The sequence below is a fragment of the Photobacterium jeanii genome, from assembly GCF_001650345.1.
In the GTDB taxonomy this organism is placed as follows: domain Bacteria; phylum Pseudomonadota; class Gammaproteobacteria; order Enterobacterales; family Vibrionaceae; genus Photobacterium; species Photobacterium jeanii.
The window spans coordinates 609605-629365 of sequence record NZ_LVHF01000012.1 but is presented as its reverse complement, the minus strand read 5'-3'; the positions used below and the strand labels follow the sequence as shown (position 1 = coordinate 629365).

The following is a 19761-nucleotide window of genomic DNA, read 5'->3' as shown; positions in this document are numbered from 1 at the left end:
TTAACGCGTAATTCGAAGTTACTTTTGAGCTTAATGCAGGCTTGGAAGTAAGCGGCTTGGCATCAAACTGTTGTAATGGGCTTCGAGTAATAAAGTATTCGCATTTTCGATATCTGGTGCGAAGTAACGATCTTTGTCGTAAAAGCTGACACGCTCACGCAGCAAATGTTTGGCATGTTCAATCCGTTCAGAACTTCTATGTGGTTGGCGGAAATCAATCCCTTGCGCTGCTGCGAGTAATTCAACCGCTAAGATACCACGAGTATTGGCTGACATATCGGCTAAGCGGCGTGCTGCGAAGGTCGCCATGGATACATGATCCTCTTGGTTTGCCGATGTAGGCAAGCTATCAACCGACGCTGGGTGGGCGAGGGTTTTGTTTTCACTTGCCAGTGCTGCTGAGGTGACTTGTGCGATCATAAAGCCTGAATTAACACCGCCATTGTTGACCAAAAACGGTGGTAGTTTACTTAAACCACTGTCGATTAAGAGTGCCATTCTGCGTTCTGATAAACTGCCTATCTCGGCTATTGCTAGCGCTAAGTTGTCTGCCGCCATAGCTACAGGTTCAGCATGGAAATTACCACCAGAGATAATATCGTCGTCTTCGGCAAAAACGAGCGGGTTATCAGATACAGAGTTAGCTTCCACTTCGAGTACTTGTGCAGCATGGCGGATCTGTTGGAGACACGCGCCCATCACTTGTGGCTGGCAGCGTAGTGAATAAGGGTCTTGTACCTTTTCACACTGCTTATGTGATTGCCCGATTTCGCTGGTGGTATCGAGTAGGTGGCGATAAGCCTCTGCGGCATCCATTTGGCTACGATGACCACGAACACGATGAATACGTGGGTCAAACGGACGGCGACTACCTAATGCGGCTTCAACCGACATGGCACCGCACACGGTGGCAGATGCGTATAAATCTTCGGCTGCAAATAAGCCTTCGAGCGCAAAAGCCGTTGATGCTTGGGTACCATTAAGCAGGGCTAATCCTTCTTTCGGTGCCAGCGTAATAGGCGTGAGTCCTGCATACTCTAATGCGGTTTTTCCAGAAACAATATCGCCCTTAATACGGGCTTCACCTTCACCCAATAACACTGTGCTCATATGTGCTAATGGGGCTAAGTCACCGGATGCACCCACAGAGCCTTTTTTAGGAATACACGGGTACACTTCGGCGTTTAACAGTTGGATTAGGGCTTCGACCACCATAGGGCGGATACCGGAATAGCCGCGTGCCAGACTATTGATTTTTAACACCATCATGAGGCGAACAGTAGCGTCGTCCATGAATTCACCAATACCAGCAGCATGGGAGAGCACGATACTGCGCTGTAAGGTTTCAAGATCTTCTACCGCAATACGTGTGTTGGCGAGTAAGCCAAATCCAGTGTTGATGCCATACACGGTTTTGTCTTCTTCAATCACACGAGTGACAGCATCGACACTGGTTAGCATGTCATCGTAAGCCGAAGCATGAAGTGAGATTTGCACACTATGACGGCTAACGTGACGGAGCTGATTAAGGGTCAGCTTGCCCGGTAAGATTTCAATATGATGCATGTTTGCTTTCCTTTGCCGTCATTATTATTGGTTTGATGGTGATGACTGGGCATCTAACATCGGCAGATCGAGCTCTTGCTCTTTGGCGCAGTTAATAGCGATGTCGTAACCCGCATCGGCGTGACGCATCACTCCCGTCGCTGGGTCGTTGCGAAGTACACGCTGTAAACGCTCAGCAGCTTCATCACTGCCGTCACACACAATGACCATGCCTGAGTGTTGCGAGAAGCCCATACCCACACCGCCACCATGGTGGAGTGATACCCACGTTGCCCCTGATGCTGTGTTGAGAAGGGCATTCAATAGCGGCCAGTCAGAAACTGCATCTGAACCATCCATCATGCCTTCGGTTTCGCGGTTTGGGCTAGCCACAGAGCCAGAATCAAGGTGATCTCGACCAATTACGATTGGCGCTTTTAGCTCGCCATTTTTCACCATTTCATTAAAGGCAAGACCAAGGCGAGCACGGTCTTTTAATCCTACCCAACAAATACGCGCTGGAAGTCCTTGGAATTGGATACGCTCTTTCGCCATATCTAACCAATTATGAAGGTGAGGATTATCTGGGATCAGCTCTTTAACTTTTTGATCGGTTTTATAGATATCTTCAGGATCACCTGAGAGTGCCGACCAACGGAAAGGACCAACACCTTCGCAGAATAATGGGCGTATATATGCCGGCACAAACCCAGGGAAATCAAAGGCATTAGTCACGCCTTCTTCAAAGGCCATTTGGCGAATATTATTGCCGTAGTCAACTGTTGCAGAGCCGCGAGATTGTAATGTCAGCATGGCTTTCACCTGTACCGCCATTGATTGCTTCGCGGCTTTTACGACGGCAGCTTCATCTTTTTGGCGCATTTCAGCAGCATGAGTCATGCTCCAACCTTGTGGTAGGTAACCATTTAGCGGATCGTGAGCTGAAGTTTGGTCTGTCGTAGCATCTGGGGTGATATTGCGCTCAACAAGTTCGCTGTAAACATCGGCAGCGTTGCCAAGTAAGCCAACAGAAACCGGTTTACCTGTTTGTTTGGCTTCTTCAATGATCGCGAGTGCTTCATCTAAATTGGTCGCTTTGCAGTCGACATAGCCTGTACGTAGGCGATAATCGATACGACTTTCATCACATTCAACAGCCAGCATAGAGAAACCAGCCATGGTTGCTGCGAGCGGCTGAGCACCACCCATGCCGCCAAGACCACCTGTGAGGATCCAACGACCGTTCGCGTCGCCGTTGAAATGTTGTTTTGCCATTGCGACGAAGGTTTCGTATGTTCCTTGGACTATGCCTTGCGAACCGATGTAGATCCAACTGCCCGCTGTCATCTGGCCGTACATCATCAGCCCTTGTTTATCGAGTTCGTTGAAGTGTTCCCAATTCGCCCAATGAGGGACAAGATTAGAGTTCGCAATCAGTACCCGAGGGGCATCTTTGTGGGTTTGGAAGACGCCAACAGGCTTACCGGATTGCACCAGCAGAGTCTGGTTATCTTCAAGGCGTTTTAGTACTTCAACAATCTTATCGAAGCATTGCCAGTTACGGGCTGCGCGTCCAATACCGCCATACACCACAAGAGCATGGGGATGTTCAGCAACATCAGGATGCAGGTTATTCATCAACATACGAAGTGGGGCTTCGGTTAACCATGATTTCGCATTTAATGTGGTGCCTGTTGGGGCGATGATACGGCGGCTTTCATCTAACCGTGATGTAGCGGTATGGTGCGTCATTATAAACTCCTTGTTACGAACACCTTTTATTCCTACTGCTAAGGTGTGTTGTCTTTAGCGGATTGCTTGGGCAATGAGCCAAGCTAATCGAGCTGCTAGTAGTGTAGTTTGATTATCGATATCAAACCTCGGATTTAATTCTGCAATATCAGCGACCAGTAACTTACGCTCGTGATGCGCATTTCTGGCGTTGAAAATCGGTTGTAAGAGGGCTTCAGCAATATCCAAAGGGATCCCTTTAGCGGCAGGAGCACTGACTCCAGGTGCGACGGCAGCAGGAAAGGCATCCATGTCGATGGTGAGATAAAGGTGATCACACTGCGCGATAAAGTGATTTAAGGCCTCAAGGGCGTGATCAAGCTTGTTATAGGTAAGCTCGGTGTCTTCAATATAAGTCACGCCAAGTTTATCGGCTTTGGCGAATAACGCTTGGGTGTTGCTCGGACGGCTGACACCAAGGCAAGCATACTGAAATGGCCAGCCTTGTAGCTCACAAAAACGCGCAGCTTGATGAAATGGCGTGCCAGAACTGCCTAATGTGCCACCGAGTGAATCCGGTAGGTTACGAAGGTCAAAATGAGCATCAAAGTTGATGATGCCAATACGCGGTATATGGTTATTGGTGGCTTGGTTTGCATGTTGCGTCGCTTGTGATGACGGTGTTGCCGTCCAACTGACATCGTCAAGCGGTTGCTCAATGTTTTGCTTTTGCAGCAAATAATTGCCTAAACCTTGGAACGTGCCCCAAGCAACTTCGTGACCACCACCAAAAACGATAACTTTGTGCTTTTGACGCAGTGCTCGGGCGACATCATCGGCTAATCGCAGTTGAGCTTGCTCAAGATTACCGTCGTTACAATGAATGTTGCCACCATCGTAAACGGGTTCTTTGTGATGCCACGCCATATTGGCGAGAGTTCGACGGATTGCCATTGGTGCATCGTAAGCGCCTGTGCGCCCTTTATTGCGATTCACGCCTTCATCACAAGCAAAGCCTAGCAACATGATCCCTTGTTCATTAGCGTTATCTGCGGGCATGACTTTATGATGCCAACGCATACCAAGTTCGCCATCTTCAGGATCGTGTCTACCTTGCCAAGGGCTCATGTCGATAACTGCAGTTCGGGTATCAATCGGCATAGAAGAAAGCTCCGTCAACAACGCGCGCCAATAAATCAGGTACGCCAATTCGATAAGTTAATTCTGCAGGATGTTCAAGCTGCCAAATCGCTAAATCTGCTTCCATACCAACGCGAATTTGACCTCGAGTTTCGTGCAGGCCAAGCGCTTGGGCTGCATTGCAAGTGACACCGCGTAAACTTTCTTCTGGCGTTAAGCCAAACAGTGTTGATGCCATGTTCATCATTAAGCGCAGCGAAGCCATCGGCGATGTGCCGGGATTAAAATCAGTGGCTATTGCCATTGGCACTTCGGCTGCTCTAAGGTGCGCGATAGGGGGCATTTGGGTTTCACGTAAAAAGTAAAAAGCCCCGGGTAATAAAGTGGCCACTGTTCCGTGATGTTTTAAGCTGTTAACGCCTTGTTGGTCGAGGTGTTCGATATGATCAACAGAGGTGGCTCCCATTGAAGCGGCAAGGGCACTACCTCCTTGATTCGATAGCTGTTCGGTATGCCCTTTGAGCGATAAACCATGCTCAATAGCGGCGATAAATACGCGTTGACATTGTGCATTAGTAAAACCGATGTTTTCGCAGAACACATCAACAGCATCTGCGAGTTGTTGCTCGGCTGCCGCTGGGATGATTTGCTGGCAAATCAGGTCAATGTAGTCGTCGGGTTTATCTTTGTATTCGGGTGGAAGCGCATGTGCGGCGAGTAGGGTAGTCGAAACCTTGATGTCATCGAGTTCGTTAATGCGTTTTGCAACGCGCAACATCTTGAGTTCATCCTCAAGGCTGAGCCCATAACCCGATTTGATTTCCACGGTAGTTACGCCGTCACGCTTAAGCCCTTCCAATCGTTCAATGGCTAGCTCGTATAAGGTGTCCTCTGAAGCTTCGCGTGTTGCTGTGACGGTAGCGAGGATCCCACCGCCTTGTTTGGCAATGGTTTCGTAAGGCACGCCCTGAAGTCGTTGTTCAAACTCATTGGCACGATTACCTGCAAATATAAGGTGAGTATGACAATCGATAAAACCTGGAGTGACAAGGGCGCCTTGGCAATCAATTACATCAGGATGACCATGTAAATCAGCGTCATTTGATTTACCTACAAAGCTAATTTTGTTTCCCGTAATGCCAATAACACCATCGTGAATACACTGGTAGCCAGTTTCAGGCTGCATAGAAACAAAACTCAGATTTGTTAGTACGCGATCCATGATCATTTCACCTTGTCTATTAATGTATATACAAATAAATAGACAATTATTGCGCTAATCTCAAGCTGGTATGTAAAAGAAATGTGATCATAATGCGATTAAAAAAGCAGCGCATACTAATTTTGTGAGTAATGTCAGTGTGATGCACTATTACGTGAGTACATGACATTACACTTGGTTACGAGAGCTCAATTTGTATTTATCTCCAGGGTGATAAAGCAAGGCGGTGCTGATCAAATTCTTATTACTCCAAGTGCGACGGTTGAGTAATAGACAGGGCGTTGATTCGTGCATTTGGAGTAGGGTAGAAATACGCTTGGACGGCAAAATAGCCTCGACCGTATGTTCAATATCACTCAGTGGGCAAGTTTGAACGAGGTACTCGTTGGGGGTCAGTTCAGTGAAGTCTTGAGCTAGATATTCAGGGGCGAAATCCGGATTAACCCACCGTTCCTCAAGCTGGATTGGCGCTTGATCTTGATAGTGCACTATCTGTGTAAAAAAAAGCGGCGTGCCGTGCCTTACACCCAGCTTCAACGCGGTATCGTCATTTGCCGTGACAGTCTTTTGATTAATCACTTTACTGGAATAATGATGACCACGTTCTGTCACTTCAGTGGCGATGTTACTGATGGTCATCAAAGGAGATTCAGCTTTCTTGTGACAGACAAAAGTCCCACGGCGAGGGGAGCGTTGTAGTAGACCTTCGGCAACCAATTCTTTGATGGCTTTGTTCGCCGTCATGCGGCTGACACCAAATTGTTCTGATAGCGCGATTTCGGTGGGAATGCGAAAACCAGGAGTCCATGTCCTGCTTTGGATATGTTGCTTGAGGTATTGTTTAATTTGTAAGTATCGCGGTGATTGACTCATTGTTGCTTTCCATAATTGCCTATACAAATGAAAGCAACATTCAACGATTATTGCAAGTAATGGCAACGATGAGTTTGGCGTGGCTCAAACTATTGCAGGCGTTGATTAACAGTAAAACGGGTTGAGTAAGAATTTAGGCGAATATAAGGATTGGTGGTATTTTATCGACTTTCAAATCAAATGGTTAAATTGGTTGCTATGAACGATAGATATCAGCGCGGATACAATAAACTTAACGAACTCGAGCCAAACGGTGCTGAAGGCTTGATGGAAGCTTTTGCTGATGTATGTCCTGATTTGGCTAAGTACACCATTGAATACCCATTTGGTGATGTACTGCAGCGTGATGGTCTTGATTTTAAAACCCGTGAGCTGGTCACTATCGGTGCATTAACGGCGATGGGTAATTGCCAGCCTCAACTTCATGGCCACATTGTTGGTGCGCTTAATTTAGGGTGCTCAGAGAAAGAAATTAGTGAAGTGATTTTGCAAATGTCTGTCTATGCTGGTTTCCCGGCGGCAATTAATGGTATGACAGTGGCAAAAGCGGCTTTTGCTGAATTTCGTAACAAACAAGAAGCGCAGTAATAAGCCTGAATAAAAACAGCCATAAAGCTAAGCTTTGGTACAAAGAAAGCTACGGTAATGGCTATTGAGTCATCTTTTATTAGCATCTGTGCTTATTTTCAACAAACGTATCTATTTTCAATAATACATATCTATATAGAGGCATGATCCCCTATGCAAACTGCGCCAACAGAAATGACGTTCTTTGAGCGTTTTGAGGCAGATATTCTTGCCAGCAAGAAAACCATCACTATTCGCGATGAAGCTGAGAGTCACTACAAAGTTGGCTCAGTGGTCGATGTGTCTACTTATGAAGATGATCGTTGGTTTTGCCAATTGAAAATTCTCGATGTGTCACCAATTCAATTTTCCGCTTTGAATGACTTTCATGCTGAGCAAGAAAATATGACACTGGATGAGCTTAAAGCGGTTATCCATGACATTTATCCGGGTATTGAGCAGCTTTACGTCGTTACATATCAACTGGTTGAGCAATAATGACTCATTGAGTCTTTGCATTACAGTCAAAGGCTCTGTTATCATCGCCAGACTTTGCTCTCTCTATCGCTCTGTATTGCGGGGTTGGGGAGCAAGTTTCTCATTTTATTCATCAAAGCTTTCAAAGGCTTTACTACTAACATGTGCTACTTGGTGTGTGGCACCACTGTAAGGATAATTCAATGCCTGTAATTACTCTTCCTGACGGCAGTCAACGTCAATTCGACAACGCAGTTTCAACAATGGACGTAGCACTATCTATCGGTCCTGGCCTTGCTAAGGCTTGTATCGCTGGTCGTGTTAACGGTGAACGTGTTGATGCATGTGACCTGATTGAAAACGATGCTTCTCTGGAAATCATCACTGCAAAAGACGAAGACGGTCTAGAAATCATCCGTCACTCTTGTGCTCACCTTTTGGGTCACGCGATTAAGCAACTGTACCCAGATGTGAAAATGGCAATCGGTCCAACGATTGACAACGGCTTCTACTACGATATCGACCTAGAGCAATCTCTAACTCAAGAAGATCTTGAAGTTATCGAGAAGCGCATGGTTGAGCTTGCGAAAACTAAGTACCAAGTTATCAAGAAAAATGTAAGCTGGCAGGAAGCACGTGATACGTTTGAATCACGTGGCGAAACCTACAAGATGGAAATCCTAGACGAAAACGTATCTCGCGATGATCGTCCAGGGCTATACCATCACGAAGAATACATCGACATGTGTCGTGGTCCTCACGTACCAAACATGAGCTTCTGTCAGCACTTTAAACTGCTGAACGTTGCTGGTGCATACTGGCGTGGTAACAGCGACAACAAGATGCTTCAACGTATCTACGGCACAGCGTTCCAAGATAAGAAACTTCTTAAAGCGCACCTAACGCGTCTTGAAGAAGCGGCTAAGCGTGACCACCGTAAACTAGGTAAGCAATTAGACCTATACCACATGCAGCAAGAAGCGCCTGGTATGGTGTTCTGGCACCACAACGGTTGGACTGTTTTCCGTGAGCTAGAAGTATTCGTACGCGACAAGCTAAACGAGTACGGTTACCAAGAAGTAAAAGGTCCACTAATGATGGACCGCGTTCTTTGGGAACGTTCTGGTCACTGGGACAAATACGCAGAGAACATGTTCACGACGTCTTCAGAGAACCGTGAATATGCTGTTAAACCAATGAACTGCCCAGGTCACGTACAGATCTTTAACCAAGGTCTAAAATCTTACCGTGATCTACCATTACGTATGGCAGAGTTTGGTTGTTGTCACCGTAACGAGCCATCAGGTGCACTTCACGGCCTAATGCGTGTTCGTGGTTTCACTCAGGATGATGCACACATCTTCTGTACTGAAAGCCAAGTTCAGCAGGAAGTGACAGCATGTATCAAGATGGTTTACGATACATACACAACATTCGGCTTTGAAAACATCGAAGTTAAGCTATCTACTCGCCCAGAGAAGCGTGTAGGTTCTGACGAAATGTGGGACAAAGCGGAATCTGACCTAAAACTTGCGCTTGAATCAATGGAAATTCCATACGAGATTCAAGAAGGCGAGGGTGCGTTCTACGGTCCTAAGATCGAGTTCACACTGCACGATTGTCTAGATCGTGCATGGCAATGTGGTACAGTTCAGCTAGACTTCGCTCTACCAGAGCGTCTAGGTGCAACTTACGTGGGTGAAGACAACGAACGTCACACTCCAGTAATGATCCACCGTGCAATTCTAGGTTCGCTAGAGCGTTTCATCGGTATCCTTATCGAAGAATACGCTGGCTTCTTCCCTACGTGGCTAGCTCCACAACAGGCTGTTGTAATGAATATTACTGACAGCCAAGCAGATTATGTTCAAGAAATTGTCGAAAAACTGCAAAAAAGTGGAATTAGAGTAAATGCGGACTTGAGAAATGAGAAAATAGGCTTTAAAATTCGCGAACATACTTTGAAGCGAGTGCCTTACATGCTTGTTTGCGGCGACAAAGAAGTTGAAGCAGGCGAGATTGCAGTTCGTACTCGCAAGGGTAAAGATTTGGGTAAATTTAAGATTGATGATCTTGTTGCATTTATGCAGGAAGAAATTAGCAGTCGTAAGCTCAATATTGTGGAGGAATAAGGTATTAAAGGCGGAAGAAGAACCCAAGCACCAGTTAAGCAAAACGCACATCGTCTTAACGGTGAGATTCGTGGCGTACGCGAAGTTCGTTTAACTGGCATCGATGGTGAGTCAATTGGTGTTGTTTCAATTGATGAAGCGATGAATCATGCTAACGAAGCTGGTGTAGACTTAGTCGAAATTAGCCCTAATGCCGAGCCACCAGTTTGTCGTGTGATGGACTATGGCAAGTACCTGTTCGAAAAGAGCAAGGCTGCTAAAGAGCAAAAGAAAAAGCAAAAACAAATCCAGGTTAAGGAAGTTAAATTCCGTCCTGGTACAGACGAAGGCGATTATCAGGTAAAACTACGCAACCTGACTCGCTTTTTAGAAGAGGGCAACAAGGGTAAAGTCACACTACGTTTCCGTGGTCGTGAAATGGCCCATCAGAATCTTGGTATCGAGCTTCTAAATCGTATTAAGGCAGAACTAGAAGACCTAGCGGTCTGCGAAAGCTTCCCTAATCGAGTAGAAGGTCGTCAAATGACGATGATGCTTGCCCCTAAGAAGAAGTAATTACGGCATTAGAAAGTAGCAAAAGCGCTGCTTAACCGCAGCGCTTTTTGTTCGCCTGATTACTAGATTATTAACTATCAACAATGCGGAGTCTCATCATGCCTAAGATGAAATCCAACAAAGGTGCTGCTAAGCGTTTCAAGAAAACTGCTGGTGGTTTCAAGTTTAAGCACGCTACTAAACGTCACATCCTGACTAAACGTACTACTAAGAACAAACGTCAGCTTCGTCCAAACGCTATCCTTCCTAAGTGTGAAGTGGCAGCTGTTGCACGTATGCTTCCGTTCGCTTAATCGTTTTTAGTTTTATTTTTAATATTTTAGTTAGGAGTCTCCTATGCCTCGCGTAAAACGTGGTGTACAAGCACGTGCACGTCACAAGAAAGTTCTTAAACAAGCTAAAGGTTACTACGGTGCACGTTCACGTGTTTACCGCGTAGCTTTCCAAGCTGTTACTAAAGCAGGTCAATACGCTTACCGTGACCGTCGCAACAAGAAACGTACTTTCCGTCAACTATGGATTGCACGTATCAACGCTGCTGCTCGTCAAAATGGCATGTCTTACAGCCGTCTAATCAACGGTCTTAAGAAAGCGTCTATCGAAATCGATCGTAAGATCCTTGCTGATATCGCAGTATTCGACAAAGCTACTTTCACAGTACTAGTTGAAAAAGCGAAAGCTGCACTGTAATTTCAGTCCAGTTTGATCTGAAAAGGAGAGCCTCGGCTCTCCTTTTTTTATTGCTGCCATTTAATATCCCTCTACCTTCTACCTTCTACCTTCTACCTTCTACCTTCTACCTTCTACCTTATTTAATTTCTTCATATCGATGAAAAACCGAGAGCAATTTTAGCTGCGTTGATACGTAACTGTTTTTCCATTGCGATTTGCAATGTAAGAGGGCAGGTATGTGGTTCTAATGCGCTCACTTTGCTGCAATCTTCTAATAGCTCCGTGGTGTTTATGAGTGCTATTTTCGTTTGCTGGTAAGACTTTTCTCGTTTCTTCGTAATAATCTGCAATTGCTTTAAGCGTTTCTGCTGTTTCTGACTCGCTTTTATTTGGCGCATGAGATCGGAGGTCTTGGTTGGGCGAGCAGTAAGCTTTTTATGGAATCTATCTTGTTGTTCAATAAGTATTCCGCTGTGTTGCTTTTCTGCTTGTTGGCTTTGTTTGATTGCGAGTCGGTGATTAGCCAGCAGTGTGGCTAACTGCTGGCGTTGTTGTTGTAGTTGCTGCTTGAGGTGGAGCATAGAATGCATAGCTTATTATATTGGCTGTGTGAGATGACTAGTGTGGCTTACTCATCCATTTCATTGAGGATCTGAACGGTTTTCGCTTCTTCAAGTTTATTGATTAAGCGGTGAGATTCAGCTTGGTCTCGGACGGCTTTACTCAAGGTAATGGTCGCGCTCACTAGAAATAAACTACAAATGCCGTAGTAGCCTTTTACCAGTAAGTCACCAGGTAGCTTTATGATACTGATAACCATAGCAACAACAGCGATAACAAAAGTAGCTTTAGCATAGATTAACCAATACTTGTCTTGATGATTCATAGTTATTTCCTTTTTAAATATAGAGAGTTAAGTTATTGAGTGTTTTTAGGCCGTTTTAAATAGTTCTTAAAAACACTCAATCGAACAGTGTTTTTAATTTATGCGTGAATTTGGATTAATGCAAGCTTAGATGCGATAAATTTTAAACGTTGTTTTTTATTTGGGGTGTTTTGCGATCAATATTGCACCCAAATGAAACAATGTTGTTAGTTGGTTAACGTTTGCTGTTCACGAGATTGAGGTGGCCAAGGATCGTTTTTGAAACAGTTAATTAGGGGCTGATTTGGGTGTGATTGCGTGCTTTCAGGACAGGGGATCTGGAAAGGCGTTTTTTTTTCACTCAATCCCATACTTTTCTTGTAATTCAATTTGGATTTAGACGCTTGTTTCTTTAGTATGTATCGTTACGCGAATTTATATCTCCCTTATGGACGCCACCTATGGGGTGGATGAGGAAATGATGCAACATCTAGACGAGATTATTGCCAACGCAACGGCAGCTATTGAGCAGGCTGATTCACTAGTCGCTCTGGACGAAGTCCGAGTTCAGTACCTAGGTAAGAAGGGTGAGCTAACTCTTCAACTTCAACAACTAGGTAAACTACCACCAGAAGAGCGTCGCACTGCTGGTCAGGAAATCAACAAAGCTAAGCAAGCGGTTCAAGCGCTGTTAGTAGCTCGCAAAGACGCGCTACAAAAAGCAGAGCTAGAAGCGAAACTTGCAGCTGAAACGATTGACGTGACTATGCCTGGTCGCCGTATCGAGAACGGTGGTATTCACCCTGTAACTCGTACCATCGAACGTATTGAAAGCTTCTTTGGTGAGCTAGGCTTCACAACTGAAGCAGGTCCTGAAATCGAAGATGCTTTCCACAACTTCGATGCGCTAAACATTGCTGAAGATCACCCAGCACGTACAGACCACGACACTTTCTTCTTTAACCCAGATCTAATGCTACGTACGCACACTTCTGGTGTTCAAATCCGTACTATGGAAGAAAGCAAACCGCCTCTACGCTTTATCGCACCAGGCCGTGTTTACCGTAACGATTACGACCAAACACACACGCCAATGTTCCACCAAGTGGAAGGCATGCTGGTTGACGAAAACGTAAACTTTGCACAGCTTAAAGGCATTCTGCACGACTTCCTATGTAACTTCTTTGAAGAAGAAGTTGAAGTACGCTTCCGTCCGTCTTACTTCCCATTCACTGAGCCTTCGGCAGAAGTTGATGTTAAAGGTAAAAACGGTAAATGGCTTGAGGTTCTAGGTTGTGGCATGGTTCACCCTAACGTACTTCGCAGCGTAGGTATCGACCCTGAGAAATACTCTGGTTTCGCATTTGGTATGGGCGTAGAGCGTCTAACCATGCTTCGTTACGGTGTAAACGATTTGCGTGCGTTCTTCGAGAACGACCTTCGTTTCCTAAAACAATTCAAGTAATCCAGAGGATTTATCACAATGAAATTCAGCGAATCTTGGCTTCGTGAGTGGGTAAACCCTGCGGTTACCACTGACGAACTAACTCACCAAATTACTATGGCTGGCCTAGAGGTAGACGACGTACTACCTGTAGCTGGTTCATTTACTGGTGTTAAAGTGGGTCAGGTTGTTTCGTGTGAACAACACCCAGATGCAGACAAACTGCGCGTAACTAAAGTTGATGTTGGTGCTGAAGAGTTACTAGACATCGTATGTGGTGCGTCTAACTGTCGTCTTGGTATTAAAGTTGCGGTTGCTACTGTTGGTGCAGTACTTCCTGGTGATTTTAAGATCAAGAAAGCGAAACTACGTGGTCAGCCTTCTCACGGTATGCTTTGTTCTTTCTCTGAGCTGGGTATTGATGTTGAGTCTGACGGTATTCTTGAGCTAGCAGAAAGCGCAGTACTAGGTACTGACTTCCGTGAATTCCTAGGTCTTGAAGATGTAACCGTTGATGTAGACCTAACGGCAAACCGCGCTGACTGTTTCAGCATCCGTGGTCTTGCTCGTGAAGTAGGTGTACTAAACCGCGCAGATGTGACTGAGCCAGCAGTTGAAGCTGTTGCGCCATCTATCGATGATACTGTTTCTATCGACGTTAAAGCGACGGCTGCATGTCCACGTTACCTTGGTCGTGTAGTTAAGAATGTTAACGTTCAAGCTGAAACACCACTTTGGATGCAAGAAAAACTGCGTCGCTGTGGTATTCGCTCGATCGATCCTGTTGTTGATATCACTAACTATGTACTGCTTGAGCAAGGCCAGCCAATGCACGCGTTCGACCTAAACAAGGTTGAAGGTGGCATCGTGGTTCGCATGGCAGAGCAAGGCGAAAAGCTAACTCTTCTAGACGGTACTGAAGCTGAACTGAATGCAGATACACTCGTTGTCGCTGACCAAAACAAAGCACTTGCAATTGCAGGTATCTTTGGTGGTGAAGAGTCTGGTGTAACGACTGAAACTAAAGACGTACTACTTGAGTGTGCATTCTTCGCACCTGATCACATTCGTGGTCGCGCACGTAGCTACGGTCTACACACTGATTCCTCTATGCGTTTTGAGCGTGGTGTAGATTTTGCTCTACAACACAGCGCAATGGAGCGTGCAACAGAGCTGCTAGTTGAAATCTGTGGCGGTGAAGTAGCGCCTGTTGTTGCTGTAGAGTCAGAAGCTGACCTACCTAAGCCAAACACAGTTGCCCTACGTCGTACTAAGCTAGACAACCTTCTAGGTCACCACATTGCTGATAGCGATGTTGTTGAAATCCTAGAGCGTCTAGGTCTAACAGTTGAAGCTTCAGCGGAAGGCTGGACAGCAACTGCACCAACATGGCGTTTTGATATTGCTATCGAGCAAGATCTGATTGAAGAAGTTGGTCGTATCTACGGTTACGATAACATTCCTAACCAATCACCTGTTGCTGCGCTAAGCATGAACGATCACAAAGAAGCAAACCTACCGCTTAAGCGCGTACGTGACCTTCTTGTTGACCGTGGTTACCACGAAGCAATTACTTACAGCTTCGTAGAACCAGAGCAACAAAAACTGATCGTGCCTGACGTTGAGCCGCTAATCCTGCCATTCCCAATTTCTGCGGATATGTCAGCGATGCGTCTTGGCCTTATTCAAGGTCTGCTAAACACAGTTGTACACAACCAGAAACGTCAGCAACCACGCGTTCGTCTATTCGAATACGGTCTACGTTTCATTCCTTGTGAAGCCGCTGAAAATGGCATGCGTCAAGAGCCAATGCTTGCTGGTGTTATCGCTGGTAACCGTAGCGAAGAGCACTGGGATATCGAAAGCAACACTGTTGATTTCTTCGATCTAAAAGGTGACTTGGAAGCGGTTCTTGAGCTAACTGCAAATGAAGCTGCATTTGGTTTCAAACCAGCTAAGCACCCAGCACTTCACCCAGGTCAAACAGCGGCTATCGTTGTTGACGGTAAAGAAGTAGGTATCATTGGTACTGTTCACCCTGAGCTAGAGCGTAAGTTTGGTCTTAACGGCCGTACTATCGTATTCGAGATCGAGTGGGATGCAATCAATACTCGTGAACTACCTGAAGCTGTTGTTGTTTCTAAGTTCCCTGCAAACCGTCGTGATATCGCGATTGTTGTAAACGAAGAAATTGCTGCTGGTGACGTAGTTGAAGTATGTCGTGCAAACGGTGGTGAGCTTCTAACTGGCGTTAACCTATTCGACGTTTACCGTGGTAAAGGTGTTGAAGAAGGTCAGAAGAGCCTAGCAATTGCGCTAACACTACAATCTGCAGAGCGTACCCTTGAAGAAGCGGACATTGCTGGTGCTGTTGATAGTATCGTTGCTGTTCTTGCTGAGCGTTTCGGTGCTAGTCTACGTGACTAAGTAATTTGACGCGAATTGCGAATACAAACCCCGCCATTATGGTGGGGTTTTTTTGTGCTAAAATCGAATGGATATTGAACAGTAACTCGCTAAGTTACTAATAAAACACAGAGAAATAGTGATTTTTTTTGATCTATTTCTCAAAAATATCATCCTGAACGAGGGTGGTCGATGATACTGAAAATTGTGATATTGCTGGCAATTAATTTTGGATAATAGCGCTCTAATGGTATTTGCTTTCAATTGATATGCGTGATAGGCATGTCCAACGTTATTTAAATATGCCATTAGTTCGTGATTTTAGTGCTGAAAATTACGTTTGTTCAATTAAAAAAGTTGGCGGAAATCAGCAAGTTGGCTTAAACTTGACTACAGTTGAGCTTGAGCTGAATCACAACAAATGAACAAGAGGGTAATATCATTTGGATTCAGTGTCGGCACAGCCAACCTATTAAGGGCTGCAAGACATAGTCTTGTATGCAATCCATTCAACTAGTCTTGAGGGAGTTATCTATGGCGCTCACAAAAGCCGATTTGGCTGAGAACCTGTTTGAGAATGTTGGATTAAGCAAACGGGACGCCAAGGATACGGTGGAAGTCTTTTTTGAAGAAATCAGAAAAGCACTAGAAAACGGAGAGCAAGTTAAGTTATCAGGTTTTGGTAATTTTGATCTTCGTGATAAAAACGAACGTCCAGGACGAAATCCAAAAACGGGTGAAGATATTCCTATTTCTGCGCGTCGTGTAGTGACTTTCCGCCCAGGCCAAAAGCTTAAAGCTCGTGTAGAAAACATCAAGATTGAAAAATAACACGAATTTTTGCTTCTAATCACCGAGTAACCCAAACGGATACGTGTAGATTCGTTTGGGTTTTCTTTTATCTGCATCTTCTCTCCTTAATTGCTTCCTGCTTTATTTCTTCCTTTTCTTTGTTTACCGCTTTCTTTGAATTTGAGCCGTTAATATTGCTTCACGCTATATTGTTACCTGTGTTTACCTTGCTGTAACAACTGTGTAATATCTATGTGTATGAAATATCGAACCACAAGGAGGTTATCGATGTCATCACTGGATCAGGTGAAAGCTGGAGCATTTTTATCTGCCACACTCGATGTAAATAGCGAATTTGAAGCAGGGCAATGGGAGCTTGCTTCTGGGGTGAGGTGCAGCTTAAAAGCGCGCGGTGTACTTTATATAGAGCCAGTTACTTTTGACCTTTCAAGTAAAGATATTGTGGTTTCATCTGGAGTTCATGGTGATGAGACAGGGCCAATGGAGCTGCTTGGTAAGTTAGCCCAAGAGATCTTGATAGGTAAGTGGCAGCCTAAACATCGATTGCTTCTGATTATTGCTCATCCACAAGCCACGCTAGCGCACACCCGTTTTTTGGTTGAAAACATGAATCGTTTGTTTGCACAACAGAATGATGAAACCAATGTCGAACGCCAGTTAGCCAATCAATTACAGCACCATGTTGATGCTTTTTTTGAGGGCTCTCCTCTTGTTAAATCAGGAGCAGTCGCGAGCGAACATCGCTGGCATCTTGATCTGCACAGCGCTATTCGAGATTCAGCACATTACACCTTTGCGGTGAGTCCATATACTAAGAAAGCCACTCGTAGCAAAATGCTATTCACCTTTCTTGAGCAAGCGAAAATTGAGGCGGTCTTGTTATCGCAGTCACCGTCACCGACGTTCAGTTGGTACAGTGCCGAAAACCATGGTGCTCAAGCATTAACGATGGAATTGGGACGTGTTGCTAAGCTAGGGGAAAATGAGTTAGGGCGTTTGGCTGATTTTGAAAATGCACTTCGCATTTTGCTTTCGGAGCTAACTCCGGTGTGGCATTGGCAAAATGATGGGCTGATTGTGTATAAAGTTACACGCACCTTAACCAAGCAAAGTGATGAGTTTCAATTTAACTTTCCAGCCAGCCAAGCAAACTTTACTTTTTTTGACCAAGGGGTATTGCTTGGACAAGATAGGGATACGAAGTATTTCTCACTAGAGGGTGGAGAAGCGGTGGTATTTCCTAATCCTAATGTGGCGATAGGTCAGCGTGCTTGTTTGTTAGTACAACCAACCAAGGTTAGTGTAAACGAGCAAATCAAAGCCCTGAACTAGTCTTATCGATTGATAATGCGTATTAAATCTAAGGCGTGAGTGAGGCTCGCGCTTTTCATTTCTCGCGATTAGCTGGTATGGTTACGGCATTATTATCAATACTTTATTTAGCCTACCTCAATCATGCATCTCAATGATCTTATCGCTCATCAACAGCAACGTTGGAAAATTGCCGGCGTCGTTATTGCCGTATTACTTGTGGCAGTTTCGCTGTTTTCTCTTTCCGTTGGTGAGCTATGGATTCTGCCTTGGGCGCCAGATGGTGCTTTAGAAACGCAATTACTGCACCAACTGAGGTTTCCTCGTCTAATTGCAGCTCTGATGATAGGTGCCGCTCTAGCTTCTTCAGGTGCTGTGCTGCAAGTGTTATTGGGTAACCCGTTAGCAGAGCCCGGTGTATTAGGGATCTCTGGTGGTGCTAGCTTAGCATTAGTGATCTTATTGTTTTTAGTGCCGATAGACCCATCAGCAACTTTGACGATGACGGCTGCAATGCTCGGGGCGATGGTATTTACCTTGCTATTGGTTGGGCTGTCGCGAGGTGGGCGTGTTTCGACTGCTAAGTTACTTTTAATTGGTGTCGCGTTGGGTATTTTATCTGGCGCTGTGGTGACGTGGGCGTTTTACTTCAGTACGGATTTAAGCCTTCGTCAGCTGATGTATTGGCTGATGGGGAGTGTTGGTGGCGTTAACTGGCAGCAATTATCGATTGCTGTTGTCGTTGCCCCTGTTCTATTGTGGTTATGTTGTCGCGGACGTCAACTAGATGTGCTGATGCTCGGTGAAATTCATGCTAAGCAATTAGGTTTGGATGTGATCAAGCTCAGGTGGAAGTTGATCTTTGTTGTGTCACTTTTGGTTGGGGCTTCAGTTGCATTAGGTGGGGTAATTGGCTTTATTGGGTTGGTTGTTCCTCACTTGTTACGTTTAGCTTTGGGGACGGAAAATCGCTTCTTAGTGCCGCTTTCCGCAATGAGTGGTGCACTAATATTAGCCTTTGCAGATACCTTATCTCGCATCCTATTATCGTCGGCGGAATTGCCAGTTGGCGTTGTAACAACAACCATAGGCGCGCCCATCTTTGTGTGGATGCTACTTCGATCTCATATTGATTAAGGTATTGCAATGACAGTGTTAACAGTAAAAAACCTTGCTATGCCACCACGTCTATTACCCGTTTCTTTCGCGTTACAGCAAGGGGAGATTCTTCACCTCATTGGTCCTAATGGGAGTGGTAAAAGTACAGCGATCTCTTTGTTATCTGGTTTATTTCAAGCCGATGGTGACATTGATTTTTTAGATAAAGCGCTTACCTCTTATGACTATCCATCGCTTGCGCAGCGACGCTGTTATTTATCGCAGCAAGAGCGTCCAGCCTTTTCTGTGGCGGTGTTTCACTATTTGACACTGGCGACGTCAGCGATGCCGGGTGTAAACCAAGTAGAATTACAATCGGCAGTGGATCAGATTTGTCAGGCTTTGAGTATCAGCGACAAGCTGAGTCGTAATATTCAGCAGTTATCAGGGGGCGAATGGCAACGTGTACGCTTAGCTGCAGCTTGCTTGCAGGTTTGGCCAACTCTGAATCCTGACGCGAGTTTATTATTGCTCGATGAACCTGCTGCAGCACTCGATATTGGTCAAGAGGCAGCGATGTATCGATTAGTGCGAGAAATCGCGGCTCAAGGTATCGCAGTGGTCATGGTGAATCATGATTTAAACCGTACTTTGTCAGAAGCCGATAAAGTGATATTGCTCAACAACGGTTCGTGTGTAGCGAAAGGGTTACCTGATGAAGTGATGAATGCCGTGCTTCTGAGTGAGGTTTTTGCCACTAGAGTTGAGCGACGTGATATTGATGGTCAAGCGTGCCTACTTTTCCGAGATTAGTGTTTCGAGGCTAATGCTTTGAGGTGGGGGGCTTTGAGATTGGTGCTTGAGAGTAGTGGATTGCGTAAATAACGCTGTGACTCTTTGATGAAAATAA

The 19761-nt window shown here is 45.3% G+C and carries 19 protein-coding genes; 12 read left to right on the top strand and 7 right to left on the bottom strand.

Going from position 1 to position 19761, the window contains the following annotated elements:
• Positions 1 to 30: 30 nt before the first annotated feature.
• The 5 genes from hutH to hutC all read right to left on the bottom strand — a co-directional run bounded on the left by hutH (position 31) and on the right by hutC (position 6511).
• On the bottom strand, positions 31 to 1566 hold the full coding sequence (hutH, locus tag A3K86_RS04165) for a histidine ammonia-lyase (protein ID WP_068328144.1): 1536 nt from the start codon (positions 1564 to 1566) through the stop codon (positions 31 to 33).
• A gap of 24 nt (positions 1567 to 1590) precedes the next feature.
• A complete protein-coding gene (gene hutU / locus A3K86_RS04160) occupies positions 1591 to 3297 on the bottom strand; it encodes a urocanate hydratase (RefSeq protein WP_068328141.1) in 1707 nt (568 codons plus the stop codon).
• A 54-nt stretch (positions 3298 to 3351) separates the two neighbouring features.
• Positions 3352 to 4437 (bottom strand): formimidoylglutamase, encoded by a 1086-nt coding sequence (locus A3K86_RS04155; RefSeq protein WP_068328137.1) that lies wholly within the window; start codon positions 4435 to 4437, stop codon positions 3352 to 3354.
• A complete protein-coding gene (gene hutI / locus A3K86_RS04150; RefSeq protein ID WP_068328135.1) occupies positions 4427 to 5638 on the bottom strand; it encodes an imidazolonepropionase in 1212 nt (403 codons plus the stop codon). The genes A3K86_RS04155 and hutI overlap by 11 nt, the downstream gene beginning before the upstream one ends.
• Positions 5639 to 5806: 168 nt before the next feature.
• Positions 5807 to 6511: a histidine utilization repressor gene (hutC, locus tag A3K86_RS04145; RefSeq protein ID WP_068328133.1), complete on the bottom strand. Its 705-nt coding sequence runs from the start codon at positions 6509 to 6511 to the stop codon at positions 5807 to 5809.
• 198 nt (positions 6512 to 6709) lie between these two features.
• Here hutC and A3K86_RS04140 point away from each other — a divergent pair, with 198 nt between their 5' ends.
• From A3K86_RS04140 to rplT, 6 genes are all read left to right on the top strand, one after another.
• On the top strand, positions 6710 to 7099 hold the full coding sequence (locus A3K86_RS04140) for a carboxymuconolactone decarboxylase family protein (RefSeq protein ID WP_068330192.1): 390 nt from the start codon (positions 6710 to 6712) through the stop codon (positions 7097 to 7099).
• A 153-nt stretch (positions 7100 to 7252) separates the two neighbouring features.
• Positions 7253 to 7576 carry a N(4)-acetylcytidine aminohydrolase gene (gene yqfB, locus A3K86_RS04135; protein ID WP_068328130.1) on the top strand — a complete coding sequence of 108 codons (324 nt, stop codon included), beginning with the start codon at positions 7253 to 7255 and terminating at the stop codon, positions 7574 to 7576.
• A 182-nt stretch (positions 7577 to 7758) separates the two neighbouring features.
• Positions 7759 to 9687 carry a threonine--tRNA ligase gene (gene thrS, locus A3K86_RS04130; RefSeq protein ID WP_068328127.1) on the top strand — a complete coding sequence of 643 codons (1929 nt, stop codon included), beginning with the start codon at positions 7759 to 7761 and terminating at the stop codon, positions 9685 to 9687.
• 3 nt (positions 9688 to 9690) lie between these two features.
• Positions 9691 to 10242, top strand: a complete 552-nt coding sequence (gene infC / locus A3K86_RS04125) for a translation initiation factor IF-3 (protein ID WP_084406507.1) — start codon at positions 9691 to 9693, stop codon at positions 10240 to 10242.
• A gap of 98 nt (positions 10243 to 10340) precedes the next feature.
• The gene (gene rpmI / locus A3K86_RS04120; protein ID WP_036832349.1) at positions 10341 to 10535 is read left to right on the top strand and encodes a 50S ribosomal protein L35; all 195 of its coding nucleotides are present in this window, start codon (positions 10341 to 10343) and stop codon (positions 10533 to 10535) included.
• Between the two features lie 43 nt (positions 10536 to 10578).
• Positions 10579 to 10932, top strand: a complete 354-nt coding sequence (rplT, locus tag A3K86_RS04115) for a 50S ribosomal protein L20 (protein WP_048897216.1) — start codon at positions 10579 to 10581, stop codon at positions 10930 to 10932.
• A gap of 131 nt (positions 10933 to 11063) precedes the next feature.
• On the opposite strand, the gene A3K86_RS04110 is transcribed toward rplT, so the two are convergent.
• The gene (locus A3K86_RS04110) at positions 11064 to 11495 is read right to left on the bottom strand and encodes a hypothetical protein (protein ID WP_068328121.1); all 432 of its coding nucleotides are present in this window, start codon (positions 11493 to 11495) and stop codon (positions 11064 to 11066) included.
• A gap of 47 nt (positions 11496 to 11542) precedes the next feature.
• Positions 11543 to 11800, bottom strand: coding sequence for a YiaA/YiaB family inner membrane protein (locus tag A3K86_RS04105; protein ID WP_068328118.1), 258 nt, complete (start codon positions 11798 to 11800; stop codon positions 11543 to 11545).
• 460 nt (positions 11801 to 12260) lie between these two features.
• On the opposite strand from A3K86_RS04105, the gene pheS reads away from it, so the two are divergent.
• From pheS to btuD, 6 genes are all read left to right on the top strand, one after another.
• Entirely contained in the window at positions 12261 to 13244 is a 984-nt protein-coding gene (gene pheS, locus A3K86_RS04100) for a phenylalanine--tRNA ligase subunit alpha (protein WP_068330190.1), read from the top strand.
• Positions 13245 to 13262: 18 nt separating this feature from the next.
• Positions 13263 to 15650 carry a phenylalanine--tRNA ligase subunit beta gene (pheT, locus tag A3K86_RS04095; RefSeq protein ID WP_068328115.1) on the top strand — a complete coding sequence of 796 codons (2388 nt, stop codon included), beginning with the start codon at positions 13263 to 13265 and terminating at the stop codon, positions 15648 to 15650.
• Between the two features lie 513 nt (positions 15651 to 16163).
• Positions 16164 to 16460, top strand: a complete 297-nt coding sequence (ihfA, locus tag A3K86_RS04090; RefSeq protein ID WP_036752850.1) for an integration host factor subunit alpha — start codon at positions 16164 to 16166, stop codon at positions 16458 to 16460.
• Between the two features lie 249 nt (positions 16461 to 16709).
• A complete protein-coding gene (locus A3K86_RS04085) occupies positions 16710 to 17774 on the top strand; it encodes a succinylglutamate desuccinylase (protein WP_068328113.1) in 1065 nt (354 codons plus the stop codon).
• Positions 17775 to 17897: 123 nt separating this feature from the next.
• Positions 17898 to 18890: a vitamin B12 ABC transporter permease BtuC gene (btuC, locus tag A3K86_RS04080; RefSeq protein ID WP_068328111.1), complete on the top strand. Its 993-nt coding sequence runs from the start codon at positions 17898 to 17900 to the stop codon at positions 18888 to 18890.
• A 9-nt stretch (positions 18891 to 18899) separates the two neighbouring features.
• Entirely contained in the window at positions 18900 to 19664 is a 765-nt protein-coding gene (btuD, locus tag A3K86_RS04075) for a vitamin B12 ABC transporter ATP-binding protein BtuD (protein ID WP_068328109.1), read from the top strand.
• The last annotated feature ends 97 nt before the right edge of the window (positions 19665 to 19761 follow it).

Bases quoted from the DNA above. Each gene is read 5' to 3' on its own strand.
- A3K86_RS04140 (WP_068330192.1), top strand. From the start codon at position 6,710: ATGAACGATAGATATCAGCGCGGATACAATAAACTTAACGAACTCGAG.
- pheS (WP_068330190.1), top strand. From the start codon at position 12,261: ATGCAACATCTAGACGAGATTATTGCCAACGCAACGGCAGCTATTGAG.
- hutI (WP_068328135.1), bottom strand. From the start codon at position 5,638: ATGGATCGCGTACTAACAAATCTGAGTTTTGTTTCTATGCAGCCTGAA.
- thrS (WP_068328127.1), top strand. From the start codon at position 7,759: ATGCCTGTAATTACTCTTCCTGACGGCAGTCAACGTCAATTCGACAAC.
- A3K86_RS04155 (WP_068328137.1), bottom strand. From the start codon at position 4,437: ATGCCGATTGATACCCGAACTGCAGTTATCGACATGAGCCCTTGGCAA.
- A3K86_RS04085 (WP_068328113.1), top strand. From the start codon at position 16,710: ATGTCATCACTGGATCAGGTGAAAGCTGGAGCATTTTTATCTGCCACA.
- ihfA (WP_036752850.1), top strand. From the start codon at position 16,164: ATGGCGCTCACAAAAGCCGATTTGGCTGAGAACCTGTTTGAGAATGTT.
- rpmI (WP_036832349.1), top strand. From the start codon at position 10,341: ATGCCTAAGATGAAATCCAACAAAGGTGCTGCTAAGCGTTTCAAGAAA.
- A3K86_RS04110 (WP_068328121.1), bottom strand. From the start codon at position 11,495: ATGCTCCACCTCAAGCAGCAACTACAACAACAACGCCAGCAGTTAGCC.
- hutH (WP_068328144.1), bottom strand. From the start codon at position 1,566: ATGCATCATATTGAAATCTTACCGGGCAAGCTGACCCTTAATCAGCTC.
- A3K86_RS04105 (WP_068328118.1), bottom strand. From the start codon at position 11,800: ATGAATCATCAAGACAAGTATTGGTTAATCTATGCTAAAGCTACTTTT.
- btuC (WP_068328111.1), top strand. From the start codon at position 17,898: ATGCATCTCAATGATCTTATCGCTCATCAACAGCAACGTTGGAAAATT.
- rplT (WP_048897216.1), top strand. From the start codon at position 10,579: ATGCCTCGCGTAAAACGTGGTGTACAAGCACGTGCACGTCACAAGAAA.
- pheT (WP_068328115.1), top strand. From the start codon at position 13,263: ATGAAATTCAGCGAATCTTGGCTTCGTGAGTGGGTAAACCCTGCGGTT.
- yqfB (WP_068328130.1), top strand. From the start codon at position 7,253: ATGCAAACTGCGCCAACAGAAATGACGTTCTTTGAGCGTTTTGAGGCA.
- btuD (WP_068328109.1), top strand. From the start codon at position 18,900: ATGACAGTGTTAACAGTAAAAAACCTTGCTATGCCACCACGTCTATTA.
- hutU (WP_068328141.1), bottom strand. From the start codon at position 3,297: ATGACGCACCATACCGCTACATCACGGTTAGATGAAAGCCGCCGTATC.
- hutC (WP_068328133.1), bottom strand. From the start codon at position 6,511: ATGAGTCAATCACCGCGATACTTACAAATTAAACAATACCTCAAGCAA.